Annotated in this window: 21 protein-coding genes; 11 read left to right on the top strand and 10 right to left on the bottom strand. The window is 63.7% G+C overall.

The genetic code is table 11. The annotated features are described in order from the left end of the window. Window positions 1-4: 4 nt before the first annotated feature. Window positions 5-535, bottom strand: coding sequence for a CDP-alcohol phosphatidyltransferase family protein (locus JKL45_RS09760; protein WP_201861015.1), 531 nt, complete (start codon window positions 533-535; stop codon window positions 5-7). A 282-nt stretch (window positions 536-817) separates the two neighbouring features. On the opposite strand from JKL45_RS09760, the gene purM reads away from it, so the two are divergent. The 3 genes from purM to JKL45_RS09745 all read left to right on the top strand — a co-directional run bounded on the left by purM (window position 818) and on the right by JKL45_RS09745 (window position 3,310). Then, window positions 818-1,888: a phosphoribosylformylglycinamidine cyclo-ligase gene (gene purM / locus JKL45_RS09755; RefSeq protein WP_201860940.1), complete on the top strand. Its 1,071-nt coding sequence runs from the start codon at window positions 818-820 to the stop codon at window positions 1,886-1,888. Then, entirely contained in the window at window positions 1,888-2,541 is a 654-nt protein-coding gene (gene purN / locus JKL45_RS09750) for a phosphoribosylglycinamide formyltransferase (RefSeq protein ID WP_201860939.1), read from the top strand. Before purM ends, purN begins: the two co-directional genes overlap by 1 nt. A 319-nt stretch (window positions 2,542-2,860) precedes the next feature. Continuing rightward, window positions 2,861-3,310, top strand: a complete 450-nt coding sequence (locus tag JKL45_RS09745; protein WP_201860938.1) for a cupin domain-containing protein — start codon at window positions 2,861-2,863, stop codon at window positions 3,308-3,310. A gap of 77 nt (window positions 3,311-3,387) precedes the next feature. Here the strand turns inward: JKL45_RS09745 and JKL45_RS09740 are convergent, their stop codons facing one another. The 3 genes from JKL45_RS09740 to ndk all read right to left on the bottom strand — a co-directional run bounded on the left by JKL45_RS09740 (window position 3,388) and on the right by ndk (window position 6,646). After that, window positions 3,388-3,753 (bottom strand): hypothetical protein, encoded by a 366-nt coding sequence (locus JKL45_RS09740; protein ID WP_201860937.1) that lies wholly within the window; start codon window positions 3,751-3,753, stop codon window positions 3,388-3,390. 233 nt (window positions 3,754-3,986) lie between these two features. Continuing rightward, window positions 3,987-6,140, bottom strand: a complete 2,154-nt coding sequence (locus JKL45_RS09735) for a molybdopterin-containing oxidoreductase family protein (RefSeq protein ID WP_201860936.1) — start codon at window positions 6,138-6,140, stop codon at window positions 3,987-3,989. Window positions 6,141-6,223: 83 nt separating this feature from the next. Continuing rightward, a complete protein-coding gene (ndk, locus tag JKL45_RS09730) occupies window positions 6,224-6,646 on the bottom strand; it encodes a nucleoside-diphosphate kinase (protein WP_201860935.1) in 423 nt (140 codons plus the stop codon). A gap of 169 nt (window positions 6,647-6,815) precedes the next feature. Between ndk and JKL45_RS09725 the strand changes: the two genes are divergently transcribed. After that, window positions 6,816-7,217 (top strand): DUF2147 domain-containing protein, encoded by a 402-nt coding sequence (locus tag JKL45_RS09725; protein ID WP_201860934.1) that lies wholly within the window; start codon window positions 6,816-6,818, stop codon window positions 7,215-7,217. Between the two features lie 126 nt (window positions 7,218-7,343). Here the strand turns inward: JKL45_RS09725 and JKL45_RS09720 are convergent, their stop codons facing one another. Beyond that, window positions 7,344-8,051: a glutathione S-transferase N-terminal domain-containing protein gene (locus JKL45_RS09720; protein WP_201860933.1), complete on the bottom strand. Its 708-nt coding sequence runs from the start codon at window positions 8,049-8,051 to the stop codon at window positions 7,344-7,346. Between the two features lie 188 nt (window positions 8,052-8,239). On the opposite strand from JKL45_RS09720, the gene JKL45_RS09715 reads away from it, so the two are divergent. Together JKL45_RS09715 and JKL45_RS09710 are read left to right on the top strand one after the other, a co-directional pair. Continuing rightward, window positions 8,240-8,491, top strand: coding sequence for a hypothetical protein (locus JKL45_RS09715; protein WP_201860932.1), 252 nt, complete (start codon window positions 8,240-8,242; stop codon window positions 8,489-8,491). Between the two features lie 35 nt (window positions 8,492-8,526). Next, a complete protein-coding gene (locus JKL45_RS09710; RefSeq protein WP_201860931.1) occupies window positions 8,527-8,889 on the top strand; it encodes a hypothetical protein in 363 nt (120 codons plus the stop codon). Window positions 8,890-8,895: 6 nt separating this feature from the next. Here the strand turns inward: JKL45_RS09710 and JKL45_RS09705 are convergent, their stop codons facing one another. Further along, complete coding sequence (locus tag JKL45_RS09705) at window positions 8,896-9,354, bottom strand: GNAT family N-acetyltransferase (protein ID WP_201860930.1); 459 nt, start codon at window positions 9,352-9,354, stop codon at window positions 8,896-8,898. Next, a complete protein-coding gene (locus JKL45_RS09700; RefSeq protein ID WP_201860929.1) occupies window positions 9,351-9,992 on the bottom strand; it encodes a glutathione S-transferase family protein in 642 nt (213 codons plus the stop codon). The genes JKL45_RS09705 and JKL45_RS09700 overlap by 4 nt, the downstream gene beginning before the upstream one ends. Window positions 9,993-10,152: 160 nt before the next feature. On the opposite strand from JKL45_RS09700, the gene JKL45_RS09695 reads away from it, so the two are divergent. From JKL45_RS09695 to JKL45_RS09685, 3 genes are all read left to right on the top strand, one after another. Beyond that, window positions 10,153-11,352: an MFS transporter gene (locus JKL45_RS09695; RefSeq protein WP_201860928.1), complete on the top strand. Its 1,200-nt coding sequence runs from the start codon at window positions 10,153-10,155 to the stop codon at window positions 11,350-11,352. Between the two features lie 17 nt (window positions 11,353-11,369). After that, a complete protein-coding gene (locus JKL45_RS09690) occupies window positions 11,370-11,780 on the top strand; it encodes a DUF4345 domain-containing protein (protein WP_201861014.1) in 411 nt (136 codons plus the stop codon). Window positions 11,781-11,953: 173 nt separating this feature from the next. Next, window positions 11,954-13,360 (top strand): adenylate/guanylate cyclase domain-containing protein, encoded by a 1,407-nt coding sequence (locus tag JKL45_RS09685; protein ID WP_201860927.1) that lies wholly within the window; start codon window positions 11,954-11,956, stop codon window positions 13,358-13,360. Window positions 13,361-13,526: 166 nt separating this feature from the next. On the opposite strand, the gene JKL45_RS09680 is transcribed toward JKL45_RS09685, so the two are convergent. From JKL45_RS09680 to gatB, 3 genes are all read right to left on the bottom strand, one after another. Beyond that, window positions 13,527-14,033 (bottom strand): GNAT family N-acetyltransferase, encoded by a 507-nt coding sequence (locus JKL45_RS09680; RefSeq protein WP_201860926.1) that lies wholly within the window; start codon window positions 14,031-14,033, stop codon window positions 13,527-13,529. After that, a complete protein-coding gene (locus JKL45_RS09675; protein ID WP_201860925.1) occupies window positions 14,014-14,664 on the bottom strand; it encodes an SGNH/GDSL hydrolase family protein in 651 nt (216 codons plus the stop codon). Before JKL45_RS09675 ends, JKL45_RS09680 begins: the two co-directional genes overlap by 20 nt. Window positions 14,665-14,728: 64 nt before the next feature. Further along, on the bottom strand, window positions 14,729-16,204 hold the full coding sequence (gene gatB, locus JKL45_RS09670; protein WP_201860924.1) for an Asp-tRNA(Asn)/Glu-tRNA(Gln) amidotransferase subunit GatB: 1,476 nt from the start codon (window positions 16,202-16,204) through the stop codon (window positions 14,729-14,731). Window positions 16,205-16,540: 336 nt separating this feature from the next. On the opposite strand from gatB, the gene JKL45_RS09665 reads away from it, so the two are divergent. Further along, window positions 16,541-16,861, top strand: coding sequence for a hypothetical protein (locus JKL45_RS09665; RefSeq protein ID WP_201861019.1), 321 nt, complete (start codon window positions 16,541-16,543; stop codon window positions 16,859-16,861). Window positions 16,862-17,015: 154 nt separating this feature from the next. Further along, window positions 17,016-17,543: a hypothetical protein gene (locus JKL45_RS09660; protein ID WP_201860923.1), complete on the top strand. Its 528-nt coding sequence runs from the start codon at window positions 17,016-17,018 to the stop codon at window positions 17,541-17,543. Window positions 17,544-17,550: the final 7 nt, after the last annotated feature.

Genomic DNA, 17,550 nt, shown 5'->3' with positions numbered 1-17,550 from the left:
GCTCTCAGCTCCCCATGTGCCGCAGCCAGCCCCCGAGATAGGCACCGGCGGAGGCTACGGTCAAGGCAGCCACCACCAGCATGGCAACATCCTCAAGCCCGGCGAGTTCAGCCCCGAAGGCGTTGGCGGCGAGCGCGAAGGCCGCAAACGCAATCTGCGCGCCCGTATTGAGTTTGCTGACAAGGAGCGGCTTAATTTCGACCGGGCGGCTCATCACCCAGGACAGGAGCACGGCGGCCACGATCATCACGTCCCGGGACACCACGACGATGGCCAGCCAGCTCGGGATGGCGCCCACGATGGCGAGCGTCACATAGATCGAGACCAGGAGCGCCTTGTCGGCGATGGGGTCGATATAGGCCCCGAATTCGCTCCGCATGTCGAACCGGCGGGCGATGAACCCGTCGACCGCATCCGATACCCCCGCCACCACGAACAGCACGAAGGCCGCACCCCACCGCTGCTGCATGATCATGACGATCACGATGGGCACGATGATGAGGCGCCCGATGGTGATGATGTTCGGAATGGTCATCAGGGCGATGATGGACGCTCGGAGGGCGGAGTTCAATCGGGCGGCTGAGGGGTGGGGATAACGAGGTCCAAGTGGTCATCCCGGACGGCGAAGCCGATCCGGGATCGCTGGACGAGTGAGCCTCCGTTCCCTCCCAGCAAGGGGGAGGGAAACAAGCGCTCCATCCTGCATACGATCCCGGATCTCCGCTGCGCTTCGTCCGGGATGACCATCGAAACATTCCCAAATCCCCTTGCCTCCCGCCCCCTCCCGTCTTACTGCCCCCTCAACACGGGGTGAGCCATGACGACCGAGAAGCAGACGAACGGCCTGACCTATGCCCAAGCGGGCGTCGATATCGATGCGGGCAACGCCATGGTCGACCAGATCAAGCCCCTGGTGCGGTCCACGCGCCGGCCGGGCGCGGATGCGGAGATCGGCGGCTTCGGCGGGTTGTTCGACCTCAAGGCCGCGGGCTTCAAGGATCCGATCCTGGTGGCGGCCAATGACGGGGTCGGCACCAAGGTGAAGATCGCCATCGACACGGGCATCCACAACACCATCGGCATCGACCTCGTGGCCATGTGCGTGAACGACATCATCGTGCAGGGCGCCGAGCCCCTGTTCTTCCTCGACTATTTCGCCACCGGAAAGCTCTCGCCTGAGGTCGGCGTTCATATCGTCAAGGGCATCGCCGAGGGCTGCCTCCAGGCGGGCTGCGCGCTGATCGGCGGCGAGACCGCCGAGATGCCGGGTCTCTACGCCAAGGGTGACTATGACCTCGCGGGCTTTGCCGTGGGGGCCGCAGAGCGCGGCACGCTGCTCCCCAAGGACGTGACGGTGGGCGACGTGTTGATCGGCCTGCCCTCCTCCGGGGTTCATTCCAACGGCTTCTCCCTGGTGCGGCGGATCGTCGAGCATTCCGGCCTCGCCTGGGATGCGCCGGCTCCCTTCGCGCCGGGCAAGACCCTCGCCCAGGCCCTGCTGGAGCCCACCCGCATCTACGTGAAGGCCCTGCTGGAGGTGCTCAATGGGGGCGATGGCATCAACGCGCTGTGCCACATCACCGGCGGCGGCTTCCCGGACAACATCCCGCGCGTGCTGCCCGACGGCGTCGGCGTGCGCCTCGACCTCGATGCCATCGCGGTTCCGCCCGTGTTCGGCTGGTTGGCCAAGACCGGCGGCGTGGCTGAGCCTGAGATGCTGCGCACCTTCAACTGCGGCATCGGCATGATCTTGGTGGCGGGCGCCGATCAGGCCGACGCGGTGATGGAGCGATTGGCGAAGGCGGGCGAAAACCCGGTGCGCATCGGCGAGACCATTGCACACACGGGCGGGGAACGCGTGCAGAATTCGGGCTCCCTGAAGCTCTGATGACCCGCCGCGTCGCCATCCTGATCTCGGGCCGCGGCTCGAACATGGCCTCCCTTATCGAGGCTGCTCAGGCTGCAGACTTGCCGGCCGAGATCGCCCTCGTTCTCTCCAACCGTCCCGATGCGGAAGGGCTGGAGCGGGCGAAGGACGCCGGGATCGCGACGCTTGCCATCGACCACAAGGCTTTTCCCGACCGGGAGAGCTTCGACCGGGCGCTCGATGCGGCGCTGAACGAGCATGACATCGCCTTCATCTGCCTTGCGGGCTTCATGCGGGTGCTCAGCGACTGGTTCGTGGAGCGCTGGTCGGGTAAGATGATCAACATTCACCCCTCCCTCCTGCCCCTTTATCGCGGCACGCAGACCCACCGGCGGGCGCTGGAAGACGGCGTGCTGGTGCATGGCTGCACGGTGCATTTCGTGGTGCCGGAGCTCGACGCCGGCCCGATCATTGCTCAAGCCGTCGTGCCGGTGGTGCCGGACGACACGGAGCAGAGCCTCGCCGCCCGGGTGATCGTGCAGGAGCACCGGCTTTATCCGCAGGCGCTGCGGATGATCTGCGATGGGATGGCACGGCTGCAGAACGGCCGGGTGGTGTTTGCGCGTGGATGGGATGCCGGCGGAACGCTGCATTCGCCGAGCACTCATCAATAGCGTCATCCCGGATGGCGGAGCCGATCCGGGATCGTGTGCAGGATGGAGCGCCGGAACCTCCACACTGTCATCCCCGCGAAGGCAGGGATCCATAACCACGACGCCTCAGGAGAAGGCGCTGAGCGTGGAGCCTCGTTCTGCATCGTTGGCGGTTGTGGGTCCCGGGCTCCGCTGCGCGGCCCCGGGATGACGGTGCTGGACTGGGTTTCGCGATCCCGGATCGGCTCCGCCGTCCGGGATGACCATTGCAGTTATAAATCCGCAGGCGCGGCCGCCTGCGGTCTGAGCTACAAATGTCGGAAACACAGAGAGGCACCTGATGGGCAAGATCGACATTTCCGCCGCGCCGCGCACGGAGGGATCGGACTATCCCTCGCCTTACGACACTCCCTGCCGCGGCCGCACTCGTCAGGCGTTGAGCGATACCGCCCATCTGACCCAGTTCGGCGTCAATCTCACGCACATTCTGCCTGGCGCATGGTCATCCCAGCGGCACTGGCACAGCGCCGAGGATGAGTTCGTCTGGATCCTGGAGGGCGAGCTCGTTCTGGTATCGGGCGAGGGTGAGGAGATCCTGCGTGCGGGCGACTGCGCCGCGTTCAAGGCTGGAGATGCCAACGGACACCATCTTCAGAACCGTTCGGACCGGACAGCCGTGATCCTGGAGATGGGATCGCGCCGCCCGGAGCAGGACGTCTGCACCTATTCCGATATCGACCTCGTCTGGAGCAAGGCCGGCGATACGCATAAGGATGGCACGCCTTATTGAGGCCGCGTCACCCTGAATTTCCCTAAGAAATCACGGCATCCGCGATCCCAATCCCGGATGCCATGAGGTATCTGCCCTTACATCTGCGGCCGTGGCAGCTTGCAGGCGTCGAGGGCCGTCAGCGCCTTCGCCCGGGCGGTGTCGTTGAACACGCCGGTGTCGCGATAGGCCTGCACTTCCTCGGGGCTGAGCGAACGCATGGTGCGGCCGGCATAGCAGTCGCAGGACCGGTTGAGGGAGGATTCGCTGGCCTCGCTCTGGAGCTTCGCCTGCGTAATCGCGCAGGCCTGGCTCACGCGGGCGCGCAGCTGGCCGACGCTCTCGGTCTTCAGGGCCGGATCGGGCTGGTATTGGGTCGGCATGTTGGAGGCGGCCGCATAGGCGGCGGTCGCGCTCAAGGAAACGGCCGCTGCAACGAGCAGCGCACGGACGGTCGAGATCATGGATAGCTCCCCAGAGATGAAATCACGTTCGGCCTTAAGAATAGGCTTGGCCGTTCAGGATCAAGGGGAAGCGGGAGATAGGCTTAAGAAGGTCTGACCAAAGCGGTCCGGAGACCGCCTCCCCGTCATCACCGGCCCTGTGCCGGTGATCTCGACCATGTTGAGCACCGTGCGCTTCGAACCGAGATGGCCGGGACAAGCCCGGCCATGACGAAGAGACGTTCTTCTTGGATTTAACCGACGAGCGCCTCAGGCTGATGCTGCTTCCTTGCCACTGTCGGCTCCAGGGCCGGGTCGATTTCCGCCTTTTCCAGCGCCACGCGGTTGTCGTGGAAGGCGGCACCGCCGTAAGGCGCCACCTGATCACCGCCGGTGAGCGTGTTGATGCCGCGCCCGAAGGGGTGGGCCGCATTGGGCCAGATGCCCTCGGCGATGAGCACGCCGCGCCGTACGCCGTCGAACAGCTTGGCGCGAAGATAGACCTCGCCGCGCTGGTTCTTCAGCTTCACCCAGTCGCCGTCTGCAATCCCTTGGGTCTGCGCATCGAGCGGGTGGATCATCACCTCGGGCCGGCGCTCCTTGTCCAGGGACGTCGGCGTCTCGGTGAAGCTGGAATTGAGGAAGTTGCGCGCCGGACTCGTGGCGAGGCGGAACGGATGCTCCTCGGTCGCCGCCTCGATCACCCCCCAATGATCGGGCAAAGCCGGCATGCTGGACCAAGGACCCATGGCGCCGTTGTTGTAGGACGGCACCTTGGTCCAGTCGGGCTTGAAGCGGAACTTGCCGTCCGGATAGCCGAAACCCTTCAGGAAATGCGCCTCCTCGAAGGGCGGTTGCGCATCGAAATGCACATGCGCCTCCAGGTTCTCGAGCGAGCCCCAGCCGGAATTCTGCAGTGTCCAGTCGATGATCTCGCGCGGCTCCATGCCAAAGCCGCGATGCTCGGCGCCGAGGCGCTGGGCCAATCCGCGGAACACCTCATGGTTCGAGCGGCATTCGCCCGGCGGGTCGATGAGCTTCGGCCCGACCTGGAAATGCTGGTGCCCGCCGCCGGAATAGAGATCGTCGTGCTCCATGAACATGGTCGCGGGCAGCACGATGTCGGCCATCAGGGCCGTTTCGGTCATGAACTGCTCGTGGACGCAGACGAAGAGGTCGTCGCGGGCAAAGCCCTGCTTCACAAGCTCCTGCTCCGGCGCGACGGAGACAGGGTTGGTGTTCTGGATCAGCATCGCCTTGACCGGCGGGCCGTTGTAAAGCGCCTCGGCGTCACCGGTAAGAACCCGGCCGATCTGCGACTGGTCGAGGAGGCGGATGCTCTTGTCGATGGCGTCGTGCCCTTCGATCAGGGCCTTGTTCCAGTGGAAGATGCCGCTGTTGGAATGGAAGGCGCCGCCGCCCTCGACCTGCCACGCGCCGGTCACCGCCGGGATCGACAGGGCGGCATGCATGTTGACCACGCCGTTGCGCTGACGACCGAAGCCGAAGCCGAGGCGGAAGAAGGTGCGCTTGGTGGTGCCCACGAGCCTGGCAAAAGCCTCGATCTCCTCCACCGACAGCCCGGTGATAGCCGAGGCCCAAGCCGGATCGCGGGTCTTGAGGTGCTCTTCCAGTTCGTGGGGATGGTCGGTGTAGCGCGCCAGATAATCCCGATCCGCGTAGCCGTCGCGGAAGAGCACGTGCATCACCGCGCAGGCAAGCGCTCCGTCGGTGCCGGGTTTGACCAGCAGCGCCATGTCGGCCTGCTTCATGGTGGCGTTGTTGTAGATATCGATGGCGACGATCTTGGCCCCGCGTTCCTTGCGAGCCTTCATCGCATGCGTCATCACGTTGACCTGCGTATGCACCGGGTTGGTGCCCCAGATCACGATGCAGTCGGAGACCGCCATCTCGCGCGGGTCGACGCCCCTCAGATGTCCGGTGCCGGCCACGTAGCCTGTCCAGGCCATGGCCGTGCAGATGGTGGAATACTGGCCGGAATACTTCTTCACGTGCCGCAGGCGGTTGATGCCGTCGCGCATCACGTAGCCCATGGTGCCGGCATAGTAGTACGGCCAGACCGACTCCGTCCCGAACTCCCGCTCCGCCTTCAGAAACTCGCGGGCCACGATGTCCAGCGCCTCGTCCCATGAGATGCGCTCGAACTGGCCTGAGCCCTTCGGGCCGGTGCGCCTCATCGGGTAGAGCAGCCGGTCCGGGTTGTGGATGCGCTCGGCATAGCGGGCAACCTTGGCGCAGATCACGCCCGCCGTGTAGGTGTTCGACTTCGCCCCATGCACGCGCCCGATGCTTCGCCCGTCGATCACCTCCACCTCGAGGGAGCAGACGGAGGGGCAGTCATGCGGGCAGACGGAGGCGCGGCGTTCGATACGGGGAGCTTGGTTCATGGCGGGCGCATGATGAGGGAAAGGCCGAAAAATGAAAAGGCCGCCCGGAGGCGGCCTGAACATGAAGGCTATGCAACAGGGGCTTAGCCGACGATCTCGTTGCCCGAGAAGAACTGGGCGATCTCGATCTTGGCGTTGTCCTGGCTGTCGGAGCCGTGGACCGAGTTCTCACCGATCGACTTGGCGTAGAGCTTGCGGATGGTGCCCTCGGCGGCGCTCTCCGGGTTGGTGGCGCCCATGATCTCGCGGTAGCGGAGCACGGCGTTCTCGCCTTCCAAAACCTGTACGACGACCGGAGCCGAGACCATGAAGTCCACGAGCTCGCCAAAGAAGGGGCGCTCCTTGTGGACCGCGTAGAAGGTCTCGGCCTCGCGGCGGCTCATGAGGATGCGCTTCTGGGCGACGATCCGCAGGCCGGCCTGCTCGATGACGGCATTGACGGCGCCCGTGAGGTTACGCTCGGTCGCGTCGGGCTTGATGATGGAGAAGGTGCGCTCGATGGCCATGACAACTCGTTTCTATATTATGAGGGAAATGGGTGAAGTGGGGCGCTTATAGCGGCGAGGCCCCTGTGCCTCAAGGGCCTTTTGCCGGGGCCCGCTTGGAAAGCTTAACCGCCTCCCCTAGTCTCTTCTGCGAGCGGTCCGCTGAAGACCGACCTAATGGGAGTTCTCCATGAAACAAGCCATCCTCGCTCTCAGTCTCGTTATGCTGACCCTTCCGGCCCAGGCCCAGTCGGCCGATCCGAGCGGCACCTGGCTGACCCAGAGCGGCGACACCCGCGTCCGGATCGCCAAGTGCGGGGCCGAGTATTGCGGCACCATCGCCGCCTCGACCTTTCAGAAGGACACGAACAACGCCGATCCGAAGCTGCGGGACCGCAACATCGTGGGCGTCCGGATGATCTGGGACCTCAAGCCGGAAGGGGACGGCTACACCGGCCAGCTCTATAACCCGCAGGACGGCAAGACCTATACGGGCAAGCTTAAGATGACGAGCGCGAAAACCCTGCAGCTCTCCGGCTGCGTCTTCGGCGGGCTGATCTGCAAGTCACAGACTTGGACGAAGGCGAATTGAGACCCCAATTCCACCTAATCAACCTGCGTCATGGCCGGGCTTGTCCCGGCCATCCACGTCTTTGAACCACTGCGCCATCAAGACGTGGATACCCGGCACAAGGCCGGGCATGACGAGGTACTAAGGCTACCGCGCCCGCTGCCCGAACAGGACGGCCTGGACGGCCGGGTCCTTCATGTCGTTGACGCTACGGTCCTCGGAGCTGACCTTGATGCCGCGCAGGACCGCCGGGCGGGCGAGCATCGTCTCAAGCCAGCGCTTCACGTGCGGAAAATCCTCGATGTTTTGGCCCTGGCGTTCCCAGAGTTTAGCCCAGGGCGCAATGGCCATGTCCGCGATGGAATAGGCGCCGGCCACGAATTCCCGGTCCGCGAGGCGCTTGTTCAGCACGCCGTAGAGGCGGTTGGTCTCGTTGGTGTAGCGGTCGATGGCGTAGGGCACCTTTTCCGGCGCGTAGATGCGGAAATGGTGCGCCTGGCCGAGCATGGGGCCGAAGCCGCCCATCTGCCAGAACAGCCATTGGTCGACCTCGACGCGCTCCCTCTCGTCCTGCGGATAGAACTGCCCGGTCTTGCGGCCGAGATATTGCAGGATGGCGCCGGACTCGAACACGGAGATCGGTTCGCCCCCAGGCCCGTCATGATCGACGATGGCCGGCATCTTGTTGTTGGGGGAAATGTTCAGGAACTCCGGCTTGAACTGATCGCCCTTGCCGATGTTCACCGGTTGGATCGTATAGGGCAGCCCGCATTCCTCGAGCATGATGGTGATCTTCCACCCGTTCGGAGTCGGCCAGTAATAGAGATCGATCGGTTGCTGCGCGGAAGCCGCCATGAAACGCCTCTTTTCAGGTGACGATACGAATTCGTGACTGAACGTTAAGCCATAAGATCGGGGCTGGCACCCTCGCCTGCAACGAAAATCCACGAAAACGACGCATGGCAGCTCTTAAGGCCTTGCATGTTGCCGCGCGTCGATTCAGAAAGTTTATAACATAAAGCAATCGCTGTGGGGGTGATTCGATGATGAACCGACTAGTAAATGCGGCTCTTGCTGCCGCCATGACCTTCGCGCTCACCGGTGCCGCGCAGGCTGTCGAGACCAAGCCGAAGAAGGAGCCGAGCGCCGCCCAAGTGGCTGCCCGCGAGCGCATGAGCAAGTGCAGCCTCGAGTGGAAGGAAGCCAAGATCGGCGGCAAACTCGCCAAGGACATGAAGTGGCCGGCGTTCTGGAGCGCCTGCAACAAGCGCCTCAAGGAAGGCGCGAAGGCCTAAGCACGGGCGTCGCCTCGATTGGACAGGAGCTCTCCATGAACTGGCTATCCCGCATCATCGGCAAGCAACACGCTGCCGGCGGCAATTACGTTCCGCCTCAACAGGCGCTTTTCATTCGCCTCGACGGGGAGTCCCTCCCCCGTGCCATCTATGAGGAGTACGGCCTCCCGGGTTTCGAGAGCCAGCTGGAGATCGCCCTCGGGGACCTCGGCGAAATCGACGGCCATGCCATTGGGGCAACCGATACGATCATCTATCTCTACGGCCCGGACGCGGAGGCGATGTACCACGCCGTCGAGCGGATTCTGAAGACACACCCGCTGGCCCAGGATGCGAGCGTGACGATCCGCAAGGGACCTCCGGGCACGGCCCGGCACGAGATCTACACGCTCAACTAACCGCCCTCAGAGCTTCTTCTTGAAGCCCTCGTGGGTGCGGGAGAAGCCGAGGCGTTCGTAGAAGCGGTGGGCGGCTCCTCGGGTCTTGTTGGAGGTCAGCTCCATGGCGCGGGCGCCCTGTGTGCGGGCGTGGTCCTCCGCGAAGGCCATCATCCTGGCGCCAATGCCGCTTGAGCGCCGCGCGGCTTTCACCTTCACGCTCTCCACCTTCACCCGCATCGTACCGCGCCCCGTGAGATTGGGGATGAAGGTGAGCTGGAATGTGCCCACGATCTCATGGCCGTCGACGGCCACGAACAACTGGTTCTCGGGGCTGCGCTGGATGGCGGCGAAAGCCGCCTCATAGGCCGGGCGGGTCTCGGGCGACCAGACATCGCCATGGGAGCCCAGTTCATCCTCCTCGTGCAGGCGGATGATGGCTTCGAGATCGCCGGCCTCGGCTTCGCGGATCAGGAGATCGCTCATGCGGCGGCCTGGGATTCCGCCGGCAGGAGATCCTTCCGGCCTTTGAAACCGGGCAGAGCCTCGAACCGCCCTGCCCAGGTCTGTATGTTGGGATAAGCGGCAAGGTCGAAGCCGCCGTCGTCCGCGAAGGCGACGACGCCGTAAATGTCGATATCGGCAATGGTGACGCCCTCACCGACGATCCAGTTGCGGCCGGCGAGATGCTCGTCGAGCACCTTCAGGGCGGCGTTGCCTCCGGCCATGCTGAATTCCACCACTTCCGGTGCGGCCGGGCGGATGCCGAGCGTGATCGCCCTGGCGCGGTAGACATTCGAGGCGAGCCGGTCGAAATCCCAGTACATCCATTCGCGCGCCTGCAGACGCTCATCGAGATTGGCGCCGCCGAACTTGCCCGTCATGTCGGCGAGATATTCCATGATGGCAGCGGACTGGCACAGCTGCCGTCCATTGCTTCGGTCGACGAGCAAGGGAACCTGCCCGTAACGCTGCCTGGACATGTAGGGCGGCTGCTTGTGCTCGCCCTGCATCATGTTGACATGAACATAATCGAAAGGCTCGCCGGCCAGAGCCAGCGTCAGGCCGACCTTATAGGTCGGGCCCGAGAGAAAGACGCCGTTGAGTTCGAACCGTGCCGGCATGAGGAATCCCCCTGAAGCGATGCAGTTGCCTGCGAAACTAGACGCCTCTCTTCCAACAGAAAAGAACTCTTCGTGAAAGAGCTGTGATCTGGCGCAAGCGCCGGGCAGACTATATGACAGGTTATTGCATGAGACGGCCGCACCGGGTCGATCGCGGGGAATGCCAGTGCGCGCCAAGGATATCAGCTTCTTCGTCTCTCTCTTTTTCGCCCGCCTGGCGGATCAGATGCTGCTGTTCCTGGTGCCCCTCGTGGTGTTCCAGACGACCCAGAGCGCAGCCCTGTCAGGGATTGCCTTCTTCATTGAGACCCTGCCCCGTTACCTTCTGTTCTCGGTCTGCGGAATCCTCTGCGATCGCCGATCGCCGGTGTGGCTTTTGGTCATCAGCCAGCGCTTCCGCCTGCTTACCTGCGCGGTGGGCGTTGCCGGTTACGAGCTCATCGGCGGCATCGGCTGGCTGGTCGCTCTCTCGGCTTTCTGCGGAATCCTCTCGACGCAGGGGTTTCTCGCCAGGGAGGTGATGCTGCCGCAGATCTTCAGGCAGCAGCGGTTCGAAAAGGTCTTGTCCTATTCGCAGCTCGGCGACCAGCTCGGGATGGTGATGGGCCCCATACTGGCCGCCGCCCTGCTCGGTCTCTGGCCCTGGCAGATCGTGGTCGGCATCACGGCGTTCCTGTTCCTGCTGGCGGATCTCGGGCTCACCCTGTGGCATCGCTTCAGCCGGATCGACCTTGCCCCGCCGGAAGCGGCCCATGAGAGCTGGATCGATCCTTTCCGGATCGCCTTCAAGCACATCTGGCAACTGCCGGGATTGAGAAGGGCCGCCGCGCTGGCGGCCGGGCTGAACTTCGTCTTTGGCGCGACGCTGGCCACATCAGCCGCGATGGTGACGGGCATCCATGGCCAGTCCGAGCAGAGCTACGCGCTTCTGCAGACGGCCAGCGCCCTCGCGAGCATCGCGATCCTGACCTTCCTGGCCCATATCGTCATTCCCTTGAGGGCGATGGGGGCTATCGGCTACACGGCGATCTTCATCGGCGGCCTGCTGACGGCCATCAGCCCCAATTACGGGATCTATGCCGCGGGCTACATTCTCGTCCTCGGCTTCGACAAGATGTTCACCATCTACATCAGGAGCCTGCGCCAGAAGATCATTCCGCAGAAGGATTTCGGCAAGACGACCGGTGCGATGATCACCGTCAACAATCTCTCGCAGCCTTTGGCGGGTCTGCTGGTGGGCCTGTTCTCGGGTCCGGGCAGCCTGGGCCTGGTGATCGGCGGCATCTCATTGGTCATGGGAGCAATCGGCGTCATTGTTGCCATAACCGCATCACCTGCTCTCAAGCAGTCAAACAGATAGGAGACGGCATGCCCAGCATGGAACGCGAGCGAAGGCTCCTGCAGCAGAGTGTGGCGATTGTCGCTGCCATCCCGGTGGCAACCGGGCTCTATGGCGTTCTGTTCGGGCAGGCGCTGACGGGGGACGCCGTGAGCATCTCGGCGGAGAGCCACTTCCGTTACCTGTCGGGGCTGCTGTTGGGCATCGGCCTGTGCTTCTGGAGCACCCTGCCCTCCATCGAGATCCACACCGGCCGCATCCGGCTGCTGACCCTGCTCGTGGTTATCGGGGGCTTGAGCCGCCTCATCGGCCTCGCCCTCACGGGCCTGCCCTCGCTCTTCATGCTCGGCGGCCTGTTCGTCGAACTCGTTGCCGCGCCGGTGCTGTGCCTGTGGCAGACGCGGGTCGCCAACCGCTACGCCGAGGAGCATGGGGTGGCGGAGGGCTGAAGCCTTCGCGCACGAAGCCCCCGTCTCGCCCCTGCCCTGACATTGCCGGATTGCGGGCGCATCCTGACATCCTTGAGACATGCAGCCGGGGTGCGCCGTCGCAAGGCGCGCCAGCGGGCGCTTCGCATTGCCATGATGCATGGCCCGGTTCGCGCCTCGAAGGAGGTTGCACCATGAACGAGCACGAAAAGCCCTTCGCCATTCTCCGGCAATCCGCTGATGCCGAGATTGTCGATGCCATCGAGCGCCTGATCCGGGACGCTCCGGATCATGAACTGAACCGCCTCAATGCACTCGCCTTCGCGGCGAGGCAGGGCTTCGACGAGGACCGCGTGATCGCCGCCTTCCTCCACGCCTCCCGGCTCGGGCTGTTCGAGATGTCATGGAACGTTCTCTGCCCCGGTTGCGGTGGAGTGCTTGAATCGGGCATGAGCCTAAAATCGGTGAACCGCGACGAATATTGCTGCGCCCTCTGCTCCGCAGGCTACGAGCCGACCCTCGACGAGATGGTGGAGGTCACATTCACGGTGAGCCCGCGCGTGCGCAAGATCGCCGCGCATGATCCGGATACCCTGCCGCTGCATGAATATGAACGCCAGATCTTCTGGGGCTCCGGTGTCGACCTGCCCGAGGATTTCGAGCACATGATCGACGAGATCGTGCTCGATGCCGTCGAGCTTCCGCCCGGCGAAAGGGCGATCATGTCCCTGCAGCTTCCGGCGCAATTCGTGATCGTCTTCGAGCCCGTCACCCATGTGGCCCAGTTCATCGACGTGCAGGGCGAGCCCACCCGCGAGCGCCAGAGCCTGTCGCTCATCATCAACGAGTCTCATCCGCAGAACCAGACCCTCACCATGCGGCCGGGCCCCCTGCGCATCTCCATCGAGAACCGCACGAACAGGCGCGCCCTGCCCGCCGTCTGGGTTGCGGGCGACGAACTGCATGAGATGTTGAAGCGGCGGCGACCCTTCCTGACGGCAAAGCGCCTGCTCACCAACCAGACTTTTCGCGATCTGTACCGCACCGATACTCTCGACATCGACCAGCGACTGAAAATCACGAGCCTCACGTTTCTCTTCACCGATCTGAAAGGCTCGACGCAGCTCTACGAACGCGTCGGCGACCTCGTGGCCTACGATCTCGTTCGGTCGCACTTCCAGGTTCTGAACGAGATCGCCGCCTCCGAATCCGGCGCCGTGGTAAAGACCATCGGCGATGCGGTGATGGCGACCTTCCCGATGCCGGATCGTGCGATCTCGGCCGCGCTGCGGATGCGCGAGGCGATGCGCCAGCTCAACGAGGAGCGCGGAAGCGAAGACCTGCTGCTCAAGATCGGCATTCACGAGGGCCCTTGTCTTGCCGTGACCCTGAATGACCGACAGGATTATTTCGGCCAAACGGTGAACATCGCCTCCCGTGTTCAGGGCCTTGCCGTGTCGCGCTCGATCTTCGCGACCGGTTCAGTGGTCGAGAACCCACGCTCTTCGCAGATCATCGAGAAGCAGGGCCTGCACCCGACATTGCAGAAGACAGCTCTGCGCGGGCTCAATGACGAGTTCGCGGTTTATGAGATCCCTTGAGGCTCGCCAACACGTCATCCCGGACGGCAAAGCCGATCCGGGATCGCTGGACGAGAGTGGCGCCTGTTCACCTCTCCTTATGGGAAAGGGTGTTCACCACCAAATTTTGAAAGCGATCCCGGATCTGCGCTGCGCTTCGTCCGGGATGACAGTACGAAGGCTTGTTTTAGAGCGCCTTCTCGAACCGATACTCCACCGAGTGTGAAATGTCCGCGAGCTGACGCTGTCCCCCGTCCTGCACATAGCCCAATCTTGTGTAGAGCCGGTGCGCCGTGACGAAGCGCGTGTCGGACCACAGGATTATGCGCGACGTGCCCCTGCTGCGCGCGTGCGCCTCGGCTTGATGCACGAGGCGCGAGCCTAGTCCCATTCCTCGCCGGTCGGGACGCACATACAGCCGGTGCAGTTCCGCGGTTTCTGCTTCCGGAAAGTCCACCGCCACGCAGGCGCAGACGCGTCCGCGCTCATCTTCGACAACCCAGAATGCGCCGCCCGTTTCTGCATAGGACGAGCCGGGGGCGCGCAGATCCGGCAGGTCGTCATGCGGATCGACGAAGCAGCCGGGATAGTCCGCGTAACAGATCGCGATCAGCCCGAAGAGGTCCTGCCTGTCGCCGTCCGCAACGGGCCGGATGGCGGGCAGGTCTTCACGTTTAAGCGCCAGGTTCATCATGCCCCTTCCTCATCGCCACATTTGCGACGGTCTTCTCAAGCACGTCGTGCAATTGCCGGTAGGCTCTCGCCGACAGATGAACACCATCCGTCGTGAGCCCTTCGCGCGCCGCCCCTGCGCCATCGCCGAAAGCCGTGTGCAGATCGGCGATGGCAGCCGCGCGGCCATCCGCAATCTGCACGATTCGACGGCTCAAGGAAGCCATGGCGTCCGCCGAGTAGAAGTTCGTGAGGCGCTTGGCCCGCTCGATCGGCGGCGGGGTCATGACGATCACCGGCACGGCGGCGGTTTCGAAATGGCGGAGGATCGTGTCGAAATGCTCCGCCACCCCATCGAGGGCGCTCTCAGAGCAGTCCTTCTTCGCATCGTTCGTGCCGACAAGCAGCACCGCGATGCCGGGGCTCGCCGATTGCAGGAGAAGAGGGATGCGCGGTTCCAGCGCCTCGGTCCAGATGCCGGAATAGCCGGCGTTCAGCACGGGCAGCGAACCGACCCGGTTCCAGTAGAAACCCTCGACAAGGGAATCGCCCACGAAGAGCAGACCGCCCGGACCGACGGCCGCGCGATGCGAGGCGATCACGATGTCGCGGATCAGCCAGTGCGAGGCGAAGGGGCTGGGCTGCGAGGTCACGGGTCCGGCACCTGCATGAGCCCCGGCGGGCGCGGGTGCGCTCCGCCGGGATGACCGAACGGCCTTACTCGATCCCAAGCTTGCGCTTGAGGATCTCGTTGAGGGCCTGCGGGTTGGCCTTGCCGCCCGTGGCCTTCATGGTCTGGCCCACGAACCAGCCGAGCAGCGTAGGCTTGGCCTTCGCCTGCTCCACCTTGTCGGGATTCGCCGCGATGATCTCGTCCACGGCCTTCTCGATGGCGCCGGTGTCGGTCACCTGCTTCATGCCGCGCGTTTCCACGAGTTCGCGCGGGTCGCCGCCTTCCGTAAACACGATCTCGAACAGGTCCTTGGCGATCTTGCCGGAGATCACGTTCTCGCCGATGAGCTCGATGATGGCGCCGAGCTGGGCGGCCGAGACCGGGGTTTCCGAGATGTCCTTGCCTTCCTTGTTCAGGCGGCCGAACAGCTCATTGATGATCCAGTTCGCCGCGGCCTTGCCGTCGCGGCCCTTGGCTACCTCCTCGAAGAAGTCGGCGGAGCTGCGCTCGGCCACCAGCACGCTCGCGTCATAGGGCGAGAGGCCATAATCGGCCATGAACCGCGCCTTCTTCTCGTCGGGCAGCTCCGGCAGGCCTTTCGCGAGATCGTCCACATAGGCCTGGTCGAACTCAAGCGGCAGCAGGTCCGGATCGGGGAAGTAGCGATAATCGTGCGCCTCTTCCTTGGAACGCATGGAGCGGGTCTCGCCCTTGCCCGGGTCGTAGAGGCGGGTCTCCTGGTCGATTTTGCCCCCGTCCTCCAGGATCGCGATCTGGCGGCGCGCCTCGACTTCGATGGCCTGGCCGATGAACCGGATGGAGTTGACGTTCTTGATCTCGCAGCGCGTGCCGAGCTCCTCGCCCGGACGGCGCACGGACACGTTCACGTCGGCGCGAAGGTTGCCCTTGTCCATGTCGCCGTCGCAGGTGCCGAGATAGCGCAGGATCGTGCGCAGCTTGGTCACATAAGCCCGCGCCTCGTCGGCCGAGCGCAGGTCGGGCTTCGACACGATTTCCATGAGCGCCACGCCGGAGCGGTTGAGGTCGACGAAGCTCAGGGTCGGGTGCAGGTCGTGGATCGACTTGCCGGCATCCTGCTCGAGATGCAGGCGCTCGATGCGCACCATGATCGTCTCGCCCGTCTCCGGCACGTCCACGATCACCTCGCCCTCGCCCACGATGGGGCTTTTGTACTGGCTGATCTGGTAGCCCTGGGGCAAGTCCGGGTAGAAGTAGTTCTTGCGGTCGAAGGTGCTGCGCAGGTTGATCTCGGCCTTGAGGCCAAGGCCGGTGCGGATCGCCTGACGGACGCATTCCTCGTTGATCACGGGCAGCATGCCGGGCATGGCCGCGTCCACCAGGGAAACGTGGCTGTTCGGATCGCCGCCGAAAGCCGTCGAAGCTCCGGAGAAGAGCTTGGCTTGGCTCGTCACCTGGGCGTGGATCTCCATGCCGATGACGATTTCCCAATCGCCTGTCGCGCCCTTGATGAGCTTCTTAGGGTTGACCGGAGCGTTCATGAGCCTTGCGCCTTTGATCTCTTACTTTTTGCTAAAGCATCGGACCCAAAAGTGGAATGCACTTTTGGGACCCATCCGATGCTTCTTCCATAAATGAGAGCATCGTTTAGGGCGGAAAACCGGGTCCACTTTTCCGCACGATGCTCTTGTCGGAGTACGAGCGGCGCTCAAGCCGGTCAACCCCTTTCAAAATGAACGGACGTTCAGCCAGGTAAGCCATTCGTTAAGATCAGAAATAAATTATGCACAGATTCCGGAAATAATTGCCACGCTGCGATGAAACCCCATCCGATATACGGCGTTGTTCGGGAGGTAAAACGGTCAAGGAGTTTCAAAATGGCTATGGATCCCATGGATCGCGAACCCAACGTCTACAATCGCGAGACCAATGTCTACGATAACAGCAGCCGTGGTTCGAACACACTTGCTTACGTGATCGGCGGTCTTGTTATCGCCCTCGGCCTGCTCGCCTTCCTCTTCTATGATGGCGGCAGCGAGCCGACGACCACCGGCAGCACCGGCACGCAGACGGAAAGCTCTGCACCCCGCACCGGTTCCGGCGCCACCGGCGGTTCCTCGACCGCTCCGGCGACCCCGGCTGCCCCGATGACCCCATCTTCCCCGGCCGCTCCCGCGGCTCCGGCCAACCCGCAGTAATCTAGCGTCTCGCGTTTCACTGCTCAGGATGGGCCTGACCCTCGCGGTCGGGCCCATTTCTTTTGGCCCTGGCACCAAGGCTTCGGTGAGGAACCAATCGCAAGCTTGAGCGGTTGCGTTTGGGAGTTCCCAAGCTGCAATCAGGAGGCCAACCATGGCGAACAAGTCGAGCTTCACTCCCGAAGAATGGTCCCGCCTCGTTGCAAGCCCCGTGGTTGCCAGCATGGCGATCACCGCGGCAGATCCGGGCGGGCTCTGGAGCCTCCTGCAGGAATCCATGTCCAGCGGCTGGGCCCTGCTGGAGGCGAAGCAGGATGCTCAGGCCACTCCGCTCGTCAAAGCCGTGGCCGATGACATCGCCAACACCGAGACGCGCAATGCCGTGCGCGAGTCGTTCCAGGCTCAATTCAAGGGCAGCCAGTTCGCCGACGTGAAAAGCAAGGCCATCGAGGAGCTTCACGCGGTCTCCGGCTTGCTCGACACCAAGGCCCCCGACGAGGCGGTTTCCTTCAAGTCCTGGCTCTGGAGCGTTGCCCGAAAATCGGCCGAGGCCGGCAAGGAAGGCGGATTCCTCGGTTTCGGCGGCGTGGCCGTGAGCGATGCCGAGAAGGCCACCTTGGCAGAAATCGGCACAGCGCTCGGCAACCCGGCCGGTTCCGGCGCAGGGATCGCCGAAACCTGATCCTCCC

Origin of the sequence: Microvirga soli (assembly GCF_016734765.1) — a bacterium.
GTDB classification, from domain to species: Bacteria; Pseudomonadota; Alphaproteobacteria; order Rhizobiales; family Beijerinckiaceae; genus Microvirga; species Microvirga soli.
Note: the sequence above shows the minus strand (reverse complement) of the source record. Positions and strands in the feature narration are given on the sequence as shown.